This is a genomic window from Paenibacillus sp. MDV22-iso6 (genome assembly GCF_058408365.1).
Window position 1 is genome coordinate 263979 of the sequence record NZ_JBZVDZ010000005.1, and the last position, 16554, is coordinate 280532.

The window sequence follows — 16554 nt, forward strand, 5'->3', positions numbered from 1 at the left end:
TATGCAGCTCTAACGTGCAAATCTCGATGAAATTCTGTCGTTTTATATTCATTCATTGGATACGATTTCGATGTACGACTATTTACATTGCTTTTATATGCAACATCATCTCTTAGACTCACGACGAAAGAATCATATAACATTATTTCGGGTATTCACACTTCTGTATTTATAGTTCTAAAGTCTCATTTATGAAAAGATTTTTAATTTAAGCCTAATTCCACCCCAACATGGGTCATTTTTTGCATATGTACAACAGACGACTCAAGACCTAGTAAGCGTTTTCCTGTGAAAATAAAAAAAGGCCACCCAAAGGCGACCTACACTTCTCTTCCCATTTCAAGGAAGAATGGATACGCTATTATTCATTAATTACCAGCTGGAGCAGCCGGTGTATTCTCCACCATCTCATCAAACAGGGATACCAGCTCAATGCCTTCTGCCGAAATGCGTACCAGTCCTTTATCAGACAAGCGCAATTCCGGAATAACAACAAGTGCCAGCAGAGATAGCGTCATAAACGCATTATTTAACGTACAGCCCGCAGACTGTAACGCTTCACTGACAGCCGCAGATTGAGCTGCTACCACTTCAAAAGATTCCGTGGACATCAAGCCTGCAATGCGCAGCGGGAATTCAGTCACACCAGAGGCAGTCACGACAGCTACGCCGCCCTGCATTCCAATGACCCGGTTGCCCGCTTCAGCCATCAATGCGTCATCATTCCCGATAATGAGCAGATTGTGGCTGTCATGCGCAACGGTCATCGCAATGGCCGCAGGACCTGTGAAGCCTATGCCCCCAACAAGAGCAACAGCGCGATTGCCCGTTTGTTTGTGACGCTCCAGCACTGCAATTTTGCAGATTTCACCTGATGTTGAAACGACGACATTGCCATGTTCCACCGTGACATTAACATGCTTCTCCTTGGTATCCACATGATTCTCCGTCACATGAATGACTTTCGCTCCAATCGTACCTTCGGTAATCGGCGCAGACAGCTCCATATCCTTCGGCTGGATGTTGGCTTCCAGTTTCACGGTGTTCAGCGCCTCTTCCGGATATGTGAAGCTGTCCCAGACCGCTGTCATTTTTCCGTTCTCTGCCACGATATGCCCTGCGGCAATCGTCATGCCTACACGGACATCAGCCAAGCGTCCATCCAGCAAAATAATGTCGGCGATATTCCCCGGAATAACCGCACCAATATCGCGTGCTACACCGAAACGTTCAGCCGTATTAATCGTTGCCATCTGGAAAGCGGTAACCGGCTTCACCCCTTGAGAAATGGCCAAACGCACAACAAAGTCCATATGGCCTTCTTTGAGCAGCGATTCCGAACTCCGGTCATCAGTCACCAGCATCATGCGACGTGTATCCAGGCCAAGCTCTGTGCAGGCTTTGATCGTTTCCGCAACGTCATGCCAAGCAGAGCCCTGACGCATTTTGGCGTACATACCAAGCCGCAGGCGTTCCACTACATCTTCCTTCGTAACACATTCATGATCCCCCGTAACGCCGCTTGCTGCGTAGGCTGGCAGACGCCAGTCATCCGCTGCCCAGGTGAAGTGACCGTCTGCCACCTTGCCCGCTCGGAGCGTCGCCTGAATCTCACCGATCATCGTCTCGTCCCCGTACACGACCCCAGGGAAGTTCATCACTTCTCCGAGACCAATCATATCCGGACCCCAGGAGAGGGCTTCCGCCACTTCTTCCGGTCCAATATAAGCGCCTGTTGTCTCCAGTCCAGGATGTGTGGAAGGAACACAGGAAGCCACCTGCATATAAGCAGCCATTGGCGTCGTCCGTGCTTCATCCAGCATCAATCGCAGACCTTTGAGTCCAAGCACATTGGAGATCTCATGCGGGTCAAAGAACCCTCCCGTTGTACCGGAAGGTAGAACGGCTCTCGCAAACTCCGTTACTTTCATTTGTGTACTTTCAATGTGACAGTGCCCATCCAGCAATCCGGGAGCAATGTATTTGCCTTCAGCCTCAATGATGCGTGTATTCTCTCCAATGGTATGGCTTACATCTTTACCAACATATGCAATCCGGGCTCCCTGTACCGCTACAGACATGCCCGGCAAAATTTCACCCGAAACCACATTAACCAGCGTTCCGCCCCTAATGACCAAGGTAGCAGGCAAGTCTCCCCGTGCTGTTGCCACCAGATCCGGTACGCAATCCGCCATTAATGGGCGTTCAAAAGATGGTGTGTTCATGTTGCTGCCTCCTTCATTAAATAAACGATCCAAAAAAAATAGATTGTTACGATTATATGAGTCTCGCCGTCATGTGTAAAGAAAATTCACACCTATTGTACATGAACACAAAGGATGGATCATTTTTTATCCATGAAACCTAATCCGTCTGATCTCATGTCAGAAGAGATGGAATTACTATGTCCAGTGATGTCCAGTGATGTCCAGTGATCTCCTCCATACTTCTCACACACCAAATACCAACCCCATGGAGCTTCTTATTCCCCACATCGTATTCCGCAATACACAGAAAGACTCCCGTCCCATCGAACGGAAGCCTTCTTCATGAACCTGAAAGACGAAGTCAATCGGCCTGAGCCGCAGATACCTTGCCCATATCATACAATTCCTCGGACTGGGATGTAATAAATGGGCTCGGTTTACCCATGCAATAGACATGCAGTAAATGCATTGCACGGGTACATGCCGTATAGAACAGCTTACGTTCATGTTCCTGCGCATATTGTGATGCAGATCCGTCATAGATCAGAACGGCATCAAACTCCACACCTTTGGCCAGATACGCCGGGATGACATGAACACCCCGTTCAAAGGCAAGTGTTGTTTTCTTGATCAGTTTCGGTGCCGCAGGCAGTACTTTGCTTAACGCCTCATGAATGTCCTTGCTCTCTTCCGCGGTTTTGCAGATGACCGCAACTGATTCATACCCTTCCTGAATCAGATGCTTGAGATCGGCTGTAATAACATCCAGATGCTCCTGTTCATTGGAAGAAACGATCACTTTCGGCTTCTCCCCGCCTCGGTTAAATGGAACGATCTCTTCTCCACCGGGAACCATGCCGCGTGTAAACTCCACGATCTCCTGTGTTGAACGATAACTTCTCGTCAGCTCGATCACTTCCGTATTTTCCGGTCCATACAGGTTAGTCAGCGGTCCCGTACCACTCAATACCGAAGAGTGAGCATAGATAGCTTGATTAAAATCTCCAAGTGCGGTGATTTTCGATCTCGGGAACAATCTTTTCATAAAGGCCAGCTGGAAGGCAGAGTAATCCTGCGCCTCGTCTATGATCACATGGCGGATATTGGAGTTAATATGGAAACCAAGCAGCAACTCACGCAGATACAAATAAGGTGTGATATCCTCATAGGCCAGCTCCTGTACTTTCAGTCTGCGAAGTGTCATCTCACTAATCTCTTCCCAATGTGAAGGCAGTTCTTCCTCTCCCAACAGGCGAACCATCTGGGCCCGGTCGTTGAATAAGTGCGCGTACAGTTGACGGACATCGACAAAACGTAGCGATTTGATCCATTTGCGTAAAGGCTTGAGCCGATCACTGACCACCATCCGGGCAAGGATCTCCCGTTCCTGCTGGAAATCATCGAACGTGTCCGCCTTCCCTTTTTGCTTTCGCTTGAGGCGCTGATAGGCCCGCTGCAGATCTTCCGGCTCCATTAGATCCATTTGTTGATCTACCCAAGGGGCTTCCAATTCACCTTTGCCAAAGGCCGATAACTCTTTCAGCATCCAGTCCCGCAGGATTTCCAATCGATTCACCAGTTTGACGGATGGCCCGAAGCTATAGAATTTCTCTGCCATGGCCTCAGCTGTAACCACAGCCCGTCCCTGGAAACGAACCGGCTTGAACTTCATGCCTTCCGACATCATGCTGTCCTTATAACGTGTTATCACCTTCAGGAAAGATTCGGATGACTTGAATCGAATGCCGGACATGCGTGCTTCATACTGAGGATCTTCTGTTCCGGTCAGTACATATTCAAGCTGAATGAATGGGTCTTCCAGCTGATATTCACGACCCAGACGGCGTTCCAGATACTCCTGGAAGGTCGTTTGCAGCATATTTTCCTCCCCAAGCTCAGGTAGTACGGTAGAAACATAACTGTTGAACATTGGGTTTGGCGAAAAAAGGACCATCTGATCCGCTTGCAGATGCTCGCGGTATTTATAGAGAAGATACGCCACACGCTGGAGTGCAGCGGATGTTTTACCACTGCCAGCAGCTCCCTGAACGATCAGCATGCGAGTCCGGTCATTACGGATAATCCGATTCTGCTCCTTCTGGATGGTCGCCACAATGCTTTTCATCTGTGCATCCGAGGTTCGACTGAGAACGGCCTGTAACAGTTCGTCCCCAATCGTAACTCCGGTGTCGAACATAAAACGGATACGTCCGTCCCGAATAACAAACTGCCGCTTCATCTCAATATCGCCACGGATCTCACCACTCGGTGTATGATACGTGACCGGACCTGGCGCACCATCGTAATACAGGTTCGATATGGGTGCACGCCAGTCATAGACAAGGAAGGACTCCTCCTTCTCATCCAGCAATGATGCGATCCCCAGATAGATTCGTTCTGCTTTCGGATAGCCACTTTCCTTAAAATCAATGCGTCCAAAATACGGTGAATGATGCAGCCGTTTCATTTTGTCCAGCGCTGCTGCCGTATTCAGATGACTGCGCTCCCGATCCGATAGAACCTGTGATTGCTGCCTCATACTGGTGGAGGTCTCACCCACGTCATCCGCTTCGCTGAAGTTCATGGTGACTTCGTCCCAGAAATCTTTTCTCATCCCCACAACTTCGTCCCTGAAGGAACCTACCTCTTTTTCTAGGATGTCGATTTTCCGATCAATCTGTTCTGTTACAATGTTGACCCGCTGTTGCTCCTCGCTCCATTGCTGGTCTGTACTCATATATTAATACGCCCCTCTTTCCCCGGATTGTGTCCTCAAAAGCCCATTTGACAAGCCCGAAAAGGCTATGGTATAATTAATTAGAAAGTAAACATTTTTATTTTATGTTAATTAGTTCTAATTTTCTGAAAACCATTTTTTATTGTACCAGTGACAACGTCCCGATGCAAGCGGAGGCGTTTTTTGTTGTCTTCATTCTATTATTACCCTCAAATTGGTTGAATATAGAACGCTCCTATACTATTGTCGTAATTCTTCAATGGTCTCTCTCCAGCGTGTGATGGCCCCAGACTCATCTTTTAACTGAAATGTTATCCCTGAAGTAATCTCCGCATAAGGTGCATGATCTACACGAACGTTTAACACCTTAGCCTCGAAACGATCTCTCGGATGCACAGCTTCCATGAGTTGTGGCAGTGAAGTCACATCTAGACGAATAGATAACAAGCATTTCTGATGAACAGCAATCAAGGTAGCCTTGCCTGTTCGACTCATATTCATACTTGTCTGTGTTCCCGGCCATAAAGCCAGTCTCAGCAGGTTGGGCGTGACGGCAATAACTTCCCCCATACTGATCATCGCCTGATGTGGCCAGCCATCTTCGGACACAGTCAGTAATTGCATCGCTTCGTGCTGCTTCTGCTCCAGATCCTGTCCATTGAACCACTGCGTCCATTTAGGGTCAAGCTGTGTTAAATTCATACGTATCTACCTCGGTTCGATTGAGTTGGTTGCGCAAGGTTTGCGCTATGTATGACAAAACAACCCGGACACGCTGTCCGGGCTGGTTGTGGTTCCATTGTATATGATGAAACCACATCACCGCAAACTGTACTACCATGTTTACGGCCATTTAAGCCAATTCAGAATTTTATCCTGTGACTCCTTGTCTTCACTGGCACTATGCACATGTTCGGCAAGCCGGTTCAATCGTTCCAGCTGATAGCCATAGTCATAGATCGCGGCAGCTACGATGGACAGTCTCAGCATCCCTTCCTGATCAATATCAAACTGGGAAATGGCCTGCTCCATGAAGCGATCATTATCCAAAATGAACTGTGCCGCCTCTTCCCCGTTCGGTTTCAGCTTATCCTCGAATTTGAGCAGCGCATGTTCATGGAATTTGATGACAAGCTCCAGATGTGTATCAAAGAACTGATCCATTTCCGGTGTTCGCGATGCCTGGAAATAATGGCGTTCTACCGAATCCAGCACATCGAATCCTTTTTGCAGACTCAGCAGCATCTGTTTGTATACGACCATCTGCCGGGTCTCGCTGAATGTGGAACGTTTCATCTTCTTCTGTTCTTCTTCAAACAAATTATATTTATCTGACAAAGATTTAATGGAACCGCCCAGATTATTTTTCTCATCCCGGAACACCACTTCCTTAATCTCATCCGAGATCGATGTCCGCAGCAGCAGTGACATGCCACTGAACACACTCTGAATCTGTTTCACGAACTGAATCTTCGGCTTGGGTGGAAATACGGTAATATTAATAAGAAAAGCAGATACAATGCCGACAAGTGTCAGCAGGAAACGGTTCAATGCAAAATGCCAGTCACCCGACGCTTCCATAATTGATACAACGGTTACCAGCGTCAGGCCAACCGTTTCGCCCATATTCAATTTAAGACAAATCATAATAACCAGCACAATAATTAACCCGACGGCGATGGGCTCATTGGACAGCACCATGCCTCCCAGCAGGGCCACAATTGCCCCAAGTGTGGTGGTCTGCAGCTGATCCAGGAAATACTTCCAGGAACGATAAATGGATGGCTGCATCGCAAAGATGGCCGCAATTGCGGCGGGAACGGGAGATTGCGGGTTCAGGAACATGCTGCTAAGGTACAGGGCCAGCGTGACCGCAATCCCTGTCTTAAGTACACGTGCACCAAATGACATGGTGACCCCTCCTCTTTTTCGAAACTGATTTCATTCGTTGGATGATCATTATCATTATTACCCCATATTTCTTTTTTTGCCCGAAATCAATTCAGGAGAACGATTTATTGTATCATGGAAGCCTTTGGGTTACCATGCCCTGTATCCTGTTGATGAGTTAAATTCCATTCCCTACTACTTCTATGTACACAAAACAATACCCCACACTCCACTCTCGGAAGTAGGGGGTATTGTATGTTTAACTCAAACGGAGAAAGTTATGAAAACCTTCCTTCCCATTCACGCTTGAACTGCTCCACAAACTGCACCATAAAGTCATGACGCTGCTCTGCCAGTTCCTTGCCATAGGACGTATTCATCAGATCTTTTAGCTTAAACAGCTTTTCGTAAAAGTGATTGATCGTTGTACTGCGTCCATTCCGGTATTCCTCCCGCGTCATCTGCTCTCGTGGCGGAAGGGCGGGATCATACATCTCACGACCTCTCGCGCCGGCAAAAGCAAACGTACGCGCAATACCAATAGCGCCCAGCGCATCCAGGCGATCCGCATCCTGCACCACCTGGGCTTCCAGGGATGAGACGGCAGGTCGCTGCCCTCCTGCATAGGAAATGGAACTAATGATGCGTACCACAGCTTCCCGTGTACCCGCTTCAAGCGGCTGGGTATCCAGCCATGCATTCAGCTTCGCCATTCCGGCTTCAAGACTTTCGTTAAGCTTCTCATCCGGCACATCATGAAGCAATGCAGCGAGTTCACAGATAAAGGGATCGGCACCCATACGGTGTGCAAGCTCGACCGCAAGTGCGGTCACCCGCTCGATATGCGGCCAGTCATGACCATCCGTATGTGCGGCCGCATCTCCCTGTACAAAAGCACGAGCCGCCCGAAGAATAGCCTCTCCTGTTAACGTTCCATCAACCTGATCCCCATGCCCTAATTGTTGCGTGTGTAGGTTCAGATGTTGAGGGGAATTCTCTTGCATCTTACACGTCCCCGCCTTCGCGAGTTTGTTCACGCGGTATACGTCTTGCCACACCCGTTTTGACCGCTGCTTCAATCACGCGATTGCGCATCGATTTGACGATTTTATCGTTAAACACACTCGGAATAATATAATAGCGGGTGCGCTCTTCATCGGAAATGGCTGAAGCAATCGCCTGAGCTGCTGCGAGCTTCATCTCTTCATTAATCTGACTGGCACGGCAATCCAGAACGGCTCTGAACATACCTGGGAAACACAATACGTTATTGATCTGATTCGGATAATCTGAGCGACCTGTCGCCATGACAGCCACGATGTCTTCCACCACAGACGGCATAATCTCCGGTACAGGATTCGCCATGGCGAAAACAATTGGATCGGCGGCCATGGTTTGCACATCTTCACGGGTTAACAGGTTACCGCGCGACAGACCGATGAAGACATCTGCTCCGCGAATCACGTCACGAAGTGAACCTGTCTCCAGTTCCGGATTGGTACGAGCCGCATAGTCGCTCCATACTTCATTTTCATAGGTATTCGTCCGTACCAGCGCACCATCACGATCCACCCCGACAACCCGACTCGCACCCGCGGACAGCAGAATATTACTGCATGCCACACCTGCTGCACCGATACCACAGACGACAATTTTTACATCCGTGATGGATTTACCAACCAGCTTGAGCGCATTGATCAGACCTGCATACAACACAACTGCTGTACCGTGCTGGTCATCATGAAATACCGGGATGTCCAGTTCCTCATTCAGGCGACGCTCAATTTCGAAGCAACGTGGTGAAGAAATATCCTCTAGGTTAATCCCGCCAAACGCTGGTGAGATCGCTTTCACAGTTCGAATGATTTCCTCGGTATCCTGTGTATCCAGGCAGATCGGGAAAGCGTCCACTCCTGCAAACTGTTTGAACAACATCGCTTTACCTTCCATGACTGGCATCGCGGCACGTGGTCCAATGTTGCCAAGGCCAAGCACGGCACTACCATCGGATACTACGGCAACCGTATTCCGCTTGATTGTCAGCGAAAATGCCTTTCCAGGCTCTTCTGATATAGCCGAACATACCCGGGCCACATCCGGTGTATATACACGTGACAGGTCTTCACGGTTATGAATCGGGACCTTCGGCGTAACTTCGATCTTGCCGCCCAAGTGCAGCAGGAACGTCCGGTCCGATACGTTTATGATGGATGCTCCTTTAAGCTGGCGCACCCCTTCTATAATTTTGCTATTATCTTGTGCATCCGTTACAGCGACAGTTAAGTCGCGCACACTTACATCCTGATTGGTCGAAATTACGTCGATGGCGATAATGTCTCCGCCAGCTTCCGAGATGGCCGAGGCCACTTCACCAAACTTGATGTCTTTTGTTGTCATTTCCAGCCGAATAATAAAGCTGTTACCGTCTAAATTCCTTTGATTCATTCCAATTCCTCCCAGACTGAAAGTCATGAGTTGCAATGTTACCTGTTTGTCTTCGCTGCGCGGACACGTTTATCCTTTATCTTGCCCAAAAAAAGTGCTCAGTGTGATCTAAATACGACAAAAAGGGCCACCCTCTCCGTCTGATCGAGACGTTAAGGGTGGCCCTTCTGCACACTATATAAGTTAAACTAAAGAATATTTACACTTGCCACTCCGATGATAGAACAACCTTCCGATCGCTGTTATCCCTACATTTTTCAGCCAAATGAGTAACAAATATATTATTTACGCTCAGCCGCTCTGCGCAGTACTCGGATATCATATGGTTGCAAATCCAGGCTGCCCTCTACAGCATCATCACTCAGCAGATCACGATAGGACTGGTTGTCCAGTTGTACTTGCTTCGTCTCCGGTGTGTAGTTCTGCACAAATACATAATCCGCTGTGCCATCTGTACGAATGTGTGCCGTAACTCCAGCAGGAAGCTGAGTTTCAAGAGCACGCTCTATACCCAGATCAGCGATTAGACTGCCATAGAAATCATCGTAAAATGGAGCTTTGAAACGTGTAGCCATATAATAGGCTTTACCTGAACCAAGACGATTAACGGTCAAAGCAGGCCGTCCGGCATAGAAGTCGGAGCGATATGTCGCCAGAGCTTCTGCACCTTCCAGATGAATCAGGTCGCATAATTCGAAAGCATCATATTCGGCATTCAGTTGAAGCTCATTATCCTTCACAGGCACAACCCCATTCAGATCACGGTCATGCAAGCCGTCGATCTCTTCTGACCAGATCCCTAGTGTCTTGCGAAGCGGTCCAGGGAATCCTCCAAGGAAGCACAGATCATTCTCATTTACGATACCTGACCAATACGTGGCCACAAATGTACCGCCATTTTCCACGAATCGCTCAATGCGTTCGCCCACGCCTTCACGTACCAGATAGAGCATAGGTGCGATGAGCAGTTTGTACTTGGAGAGATCAGCGTCCATGTCGATGACATCCACAGGCACACCTTTTTTCCAAAAGGCATCATAATGCCATTCGACCGTCTGCTCGTACTTCACTCCGATGTTACGCGGCCCTTGGGAATCCTTTACTGCCCAGCGGTTTTCCCAGTCGAAGATGATGGCAACCTCAGCCGGAACGGACGTTCCAACCACCGCCTGCATTCCTTCTAGTGCTGCTCCTACGTCAGTTACATCCTGGAACACGCGGGTATGTTCATGACCAACATGATCTACAACCGCTCCATGAAGCTTTTCACTGGAACCCCGACTCTTCCTCCACTGGAAGTACTGTACACTGTCCGAGCCGTGTGCTACTGCTTGCAGAGATGCCAGCAAATGCATACCCGGACGTTTCAATTTGCTGGTCTCTTGCCAGTTAGTTGAGCTTGGTGTGCTCTCCATCAATAGAAACGGCTGCCCGCCCTTGATGGAACGAACGATATCATGCATCATCGCCACTCTGGATGCCAGTGTATCTTCTTCGTCCGCATCATGCCATGTCGGATAACTGTCCCATGACAGAAAATCCAGAATGTCAGCGAATTTCCAGTAGTTCAATCCTTCATAAAACTCCATCAGGTTGGTCGTTACCGGCAGTTCGGGATTTTTGGCCTTAAGCGGTTTCGTTTCGTGCACGATAAAATCAGCGGTCTGATCGGTGACAAACCTGCGCCAGTCCAGATTCATCGCATGGACCTGTGTCTCTCCATGCGGGGCAGGAGACTCCACTTGTTTCCAGTCTGTCACGGTATGGCTCCAGAATGTCGTCCACCAAGAGTGATTCAACTCGTCCAGTGTGCCGTATTTGTTTTTCACCCAGCCGCGAAAAGCATCCTGACAATAATCACAGTGGCAATCCCCGCCAAATTCATTGGAAATGTGCCAGCCAATTACTGCCGGATGATCCGAGTAACGTTCTGCAAGTTTTGTATTGATTGCAGTAACCTTCTCTCGGTATACCGGAGATGTGTAACAATGGTTGTGACGGAAGCCATGCAGGTTGCGAACCCGATTGGCCCCAACACGCAACACTTCTGGATACTTGGCCGACATCCAGGCAGGTCTAGCACCGCTTGGGGTAGCCAGAAATGCATAAATTCCATTGGCCGCAAAACGATCCAGCACTTGATCCAGCCATTCAAACGTGTACACGCCTTCCTCCGGTTCAAGGGATACCCATGAGAAGATGCCAATGGACATCACATTACATTTGGCAAGCTTCATCAATCGGATATCTTCCTCAAGGACTTCAGGATAGCGTAGCCATTGCTCCGGGTTATAATCTGCACCATGTAACATATGAGGTGCTTTGGAACTCACAGGTGGATATTTGTATGTCATGCTGACAACTCCTTATTCATTTCATTTTAATTATCTATTTGATCAATGCAGCACTCGGCTGCTCATCCAATGTAGTGTCATTTTCCTCTCCAGCCTTCAGCGCTGAAAACGATTGCAACTTCTGACCCTTGAAGTCAAACATCGTCAGGTTGCCCCAGTTATTCGGATGTCCAACAGACCACTCTTCCTTGCTAGGAATCCAGGCAGGCTCCCAGTAATAGAATCCCGCTCCTAGACCTCCGGGAACCTCACGAATAATCTGCAGCAAATCCTTCAGATAACGTGTCTGTCCTTCCACACTTGCCGGATACCCGGGCAGCAACAGTTCTTCCTGATTCAGAATCCACTCGTGACCTTCAGGCTGCTCCAATGTCCAAGGATAAGCGGTTTCAACAACATTGATTGGTTTGCCGTAGCGTTCAGCCAAGTCATGCAGATTATCCCGCAGTGCATCCAGTGTTCCATGCCACCAAGGGTAATATGAGAGCCCAATGATATCGAACTCCACACCTAGCGCCTCAAACCGATCATAGAACTTGCGACTCTCCGCATTATCACCACCGCGGTCTATATGAATCATAATTTTGATTTCCGAATCAACGGATTTAACAGCAGCGATGCCATACTTCACAAGTCCAGCAAAACGATCCCACTGTTCATCGGTATCATGCTCTTCCCCACCAACACGTCCTTCATCCCATAACATGCCAGGTGTTATTTCGTTCCCCACCTGCACCATGTCCGGCAATGCATCATGCTCCTTGAGTGTTCTCAGCACATCCGCCGTATAGGTACATACCTCGCGTTGTAGTTCCTCATAGGACAGCTTCTCCCATGCCTTCGGCTTCCATTGATTGGCTGGATCAGCCCAGCGATCCGAATAATGAAAATCCAGCAAAAATTGTAATCCTTGTTCCTTGATCCGTTTGGCTACCGCTACCGTCCGCTCCAGATTACAGAATCCGCCTACAGGATCATTCCAGATTCGCAACCGGATTGCATTGGCATCACCCAGCTTGAGAAGGGTCAGCAAGTCCGCCTGCTGCCCATGCTCATCACGATAGCTCCCACCATGCTGCTCAATTTCATCCATAAATGACACATCCATTCCGAGAACGAATGCCTCTTCCTTTAAATTGCTCACTTCATCAACCTCCGTTTAATTTAGATGCAGATTCAGCCTTTAACTGAACCCAAGGTCATACCTTTGACAAAGAAGCGCTGCAGGAATGGATACACAATGAGGATTGGCGCACTTCCAATAAAAATTTGTGCCGCTCTTACTGTGGTTTGAGAAATGGTTTCCATCTCTTTAGGGTTCATGGCCATCGTACTCATATCACGTTTGATAATTACGGTCTGCATGAAAGTGGCCAGCGGATAATCCTTGGCATTGTTCATGTAGAGCAATCCGTCAAACCATGAGTTCCAGTGAAACACCATGCTGAACAATGCAATCGTTGCGATAGATGGCATGGAAATCGGCAGGAAGATACTGAACAACGTTCTGAAGTGATTGGCTCCATCCATCAGCGCCGCTTCCTCAAGCTCTTTCGGAATACCCCGGAAGAAGTTTAGCATCAGAATAACGAGGAAGGTGTTAACCGCTCCCGGAAGCACCAGCACCCAGAAGGAATCCATCAGGCCGATCTTCTGGATGACCATATAGAAGGGAACGAGTCCCCCATTGAAGATCATACTAAAAACAAAAATCCATGAATAGACGGTTCTTCCTTTAAATTCATTATTTTCTTTCGACAACGGGTACGCTGCCAAAAAGGTGATCAGCAACGTAATTCCCGTACCAATGACTGTCCGAAGCAAGGAAATCCAGAGAGAGTTTAGGAAAATCGGGTTATTCATCGTTTTTTTGTATGCTTCAAGTGAGAACCCTACCGGCCAGAGGTTAACGAGATTGGCATCTGCGGCAGCCTTGTTACTGAAGGATACAGCCAGAACGTGAATCATCGGTACAATACACATAATGGCAACCAAAATGAGAAAACAAATATTGATGACATTGAACACGCGATAAGGCGTTGATTTATGATACATCGTGGTCCCTTCTTTCTCTGTTCATTCGATTAGAATATGCGGTATCCGGCGTATTTTTTGGCTAAGCTGTATGATACAAGGATCAAGACCATGCTGATGACCGATTTAAATAATCCAATTGCGGTCGCGAAGCCCATCTCTCCGTTTTCCAGCGCCGAGCGATAAACGAATGTATCAATAATGTCGCCCGTTTGATATACGAGCGGGTTGTACAGATTGAAAATCTGATCGAACCCAGCGTTAAGCACGTTACCCAGTGCCAGTGTTCCAACCACCATCAGCATCGGTACAAGAGACGGGATGGTAATATGCAGTGTCTGTTTCCAGCGACCCGCTCCGTCAATCTCTGCTGCTTCATACAGCGCTGGGTTAATGCCGGCAAGGGCAGCCAAGAAGACAATCATGTTATAGCCGAATTCTTTCCACACATCCGTTAGAATGATCGTCGGTCGGAACCAGCTGTTATCTCCAAGGAAGAAATATGGCCCAAGTCCGAATGTTCCGAGTACCCGGTTCACCAGTCCTCCGGTGGATAACAGATCAATCAGAATTCCGCCCAGGATAACCCAAGACAAGAAGTGAGGCAGATACACCAAGGTTTGGATCGTTCGCTGGATCGCCATCTTGCGAACTTCATTCAACAAAATCGCGAACACAAACGGGACAAACAAGTTAAAAATGAGTTTGAGTACAGCAATGATCAGAGTATTCCATATGACTTGCAGGCTGTCTTCACGTTCAAACAAATATCTAAAATTATCTAGCCCGACCCACTCCGAGCCGCTGATGCCGAGCCATGGTTTGTAGTTCTGAAATGCCATAACGATTCCGCCCATAGGCACATAGCTGAATATGATCAAAAAGATGATGGCTGGCAGCAGCATTACGTGAAATGGCCAAGTTCGTTTTAAAGTTCTCATGATTGCTCCCCCTGTAATTCTTCCTACTCAAGTGCTCCCTGAGCGGCTTATACTGCGATTATATCAACCGTTTGCATAGGTCAAACAGCACATAAAAGCAATATAAATGGCACAAAAGCAACCAGTTTGGACTCGCTGTCATTCCAGTCATTCATCCACTGCTGACCCGCACCTCCCCGAGGCAAATCAGGCTCTCATAACGACAAAAAAGCGCACAGACCTGGTTGGTCTGCACGCTGCTGTATCCTTATTTTTTCACACTGTCATACCATTCGTTGACCTCTTGTGTGATTTGGTCACCGCCACCCGATTTCCACGTTTGTACAAATGTATCGAACGCATCTACCGGATTTTTGCCATAAATAATTTCATTGAAGGCTTGATTCTCAATTTTGTTCAGGTAGTCCAGCTTGGATTTCATTGTCGCTGTTGTAGGACCTGTGAACATGTTTTTGTAGGAGATTTCTTCCTGACTGAGCAACACTTTCGCTGCGGCAGGGGTCTCTTTACCGTAGTTGACAGCAACATCCTTCTCAAGCTTCGTCTCAGGCTCTTTGCCATCTGCCAGATTGAGCAGGGCTTTCATCTGAGCATCGGGAATACGGGCGCCGTCACGAACGAGCAAATAACGTACAACGTTCACATATCCGCCTTCAATTTGGTCAATCGGCAATTGTTTGCCATTGGCATCCAATTGATAGTCATACTTTGCAAATAGACCGTTATCATACTGGCTACCCGGTGCCGGGTCTGCATAATTGTCGAACAGGTAGTTCTCATACGTGAAGAACGCTTCAGGGTGCTCCATGTCTTTCTTGATCAGAATGACGCCGTTAACAAACTGTGTACCATGACGCATAGCTTTGCCTTCTGGACCGGTCGGGATTTCAATCGGTTTCCAAACGGCACTTGGCACATTTTTCACCGTATCCAGAAGCGGCCATCCACTCATCCAGTATGGACCTGGAATAATACCGGCTGTACCTGCCACTGCTGGCTCGGCTGTTTTGTTTTCATCCCACAATGCTGCTTCCTGCGGGATGTAACCTTTTTTGAGCCATTCGCTCAATTTGGTCAGACCTTGCTTCATGCCAGGATTGATGGAACCATACTCCAGCTTGCCGTCTTCAGCTACATTCCATTGGAACGGCAATGTTCCGTATGCACCAAAGATCCAGGATGGATCTCCCATCCATGTGTTCATGGATGTTTTGAAACCAATGCTGAGCGGAATGACCTTATCTGGAGCTAAGCCATCCGGATTTTGATTTTTGAACGCATCCATGACTTTTTCCAGTTCATCGATTGTTTTTGGCGCCTCCAGATTCAGCTTGTCCAGCCAGTCCTGGCGAATCCACAGCAGGTAATCATTGTTGTACGCATAGTCCAGTACGGGAATACCCATTCTTTTGCCGTCACGGCTATACTGGTTCCATACATTGGGATCCTGCTCCATCGCTTTTTTCCATGTGTCGGAAGCGTATTTGTCGAACAGCGGACCCGCTTCCTGGTACATGCCAGAATCAATCAGATCCTGTGCAAGCAGGTTGTCCCCTACCATTACCACTTCAGGCATCTCCTGACCGGATGACATAGCAAGACGAAGTTTTGTCGCAAATGCGTTGTTCGTATCCGTTACAGACCACAAGGATTTGATGTCGATGCCAAATTGATCTTTGGCCCACTTGGTTGCTACGTTATTTTCCATCGATTCGCCATTTTTGAATTTTAGCTCAGGATCAATTCCCCATGCCGTTGTAATCGTTACTGCAGGATCATATTTTTCTTTGTATTCGTTTTCAATAGCTGGCGTACTTGATGCCTCGCTATCTCCTCCGCTATTTCCTCCTGTACAGCCTGCAAGGACGCCGGTCAGACACACCGCCGTTGCGAGAAGCGACAGTAATCTCTTTTTCGTGGATTTCGCTCTCAATGTTGTTCCCCCT

General features: G+C 48.1%; 11 protein-coding genes. All 11 read right to left on the reverse strand.

Annotated features, from left to right (window positions below):
• Positions 1 to 368: 368 nt before the first annotated feature.
• Positions 369 to 2225: an adenine deaminase gene (locus AC4PM4_RS16220; RefSeq protein ID WP_079694801.1), complete on the reverse strand. Its 1857-nt coding sequence runs from the start codon at positions 2223 to 2225 to the stop codon at positions 369 to 371.
• 343 nt (positions 2226 to 2568) lie between these two features.
• Positions 2569 to 4944 (reverse strand): RNA polymerase recycling motor HelD, encoded by a 2376-nt coding sequence (gene helD / locus AC4PM4_RS16225; RefSeq protein ID WP_491614040.1) that lies wholly within the window; start codon positions 4942 to 4944, stop codon positions 2569 to 2571.
• 240 nt (positions 4945 to 5184) lie between these two features.
• Positions 5185 to 5646, reverse strand: a complete 462-nt coding sequence (locus AC4PM4_RS16230; protein ID WP_072732343.1) for a hypothetical protein — start codon at positions 5644 to 5646, stop codon at positions 5185 to 5187.
• 141 nt (positions 5647 to 5787) lie between these two features.
• Positions 5788 to 6855 carry an FUSC family protein gene (locus AC4PM4_RS16235; protein WP_063564722.1) on the reverse strand — a complete coding sequence of 356 codons (1068 nt, stop codon included), beginning with the start codon at positions 6853 to 6855 and terminating at the stop codon, positions 5788 to 5790.
• 257 nt (positions 6856 to 7112) lie between these two features.
• A complete protein-coding gene (locus tag AC4PM4_RS16240) occupies positions 7113 to 7838 on the reverse strand; it encodes an HD domain-containing protein (protein ID WP_072732342.1) in 726 nt (241 codons plus the stop codon).
• A gap of 1 nt (position 7839) precedes the next feature.
• Positions 7840 to 9279: an NAD-dependent malic enzyme gene (locus AC4PM4_RS16245; protein ID WP_400343610.1), complete on the reverse strand. Its 1440-nt coding sequence runs from the start codon at positions 9277 to 9279 to the stop codon at positions 7840 to 7842.
• A gap of 281 nt (positions 9280 to 9560) precedes the next feature.
• Positions 9561 to 11633, reverse strand: coding sequence for a beta-galactosidase (locus tag AC4PM4_RS16250; protein WP_274570418.1), 2073 nt, complete (start codon positions 11631 to 11633; stop codon positions 9561 to 9563).
• A gap of 34 nt (positions 11634 to 11667) precedes the next feature.
• Positions 11668 to 12777: a glycoside hydrolase family 53 protein gene (locus AC4PM4_RS16255; protein WP_274570417.1), complete on the reverse strand. Its 1110-nt coding sequence runs from the start codon at positions 12775 to 12777 to the stop codon at positions 11668 to 11670.
• Between the two features lie 32 nt (positions 12778 to 12809).
• Entirely contained in the window at positions 12810 to 13688 is an 879-nt protein-coding gene (locus AC4PM4_RS16260) for a carbohydrate ABC transporter permease (RefSeq protein WP_064639146.1), read from the reverse strand.
• Between the two features lie 29 nt (positions 13689 to 13717).
• Positions 13718 to 14608 (reverse strand): ABC transporter permease, encoded by an 891-nt coding sequence (locus AC4PM4_RS16265; protein ID WP_062321959.1) that lies wholly within the window; start codon positions 14606 to 14608, stop codon positions 13718 to 13720.
• A 247-nt stretch (positions 14609 to 14855) separates the two neighbouring features.
• Positions 14856 to 16541, reverse strand: a complete 1686-nt coding sequence (locus AC4PM4_RS16270) for a type 2 periplasmic-binding domain-containing protein (RefSeq protein WP_063564727.1) — start codon at positions 16539 to 16541, stop codon at positions 14856 to 14858.
• Between the last annotated feature and the right edge of the window lie 13 nt (positions 16542 to 16554).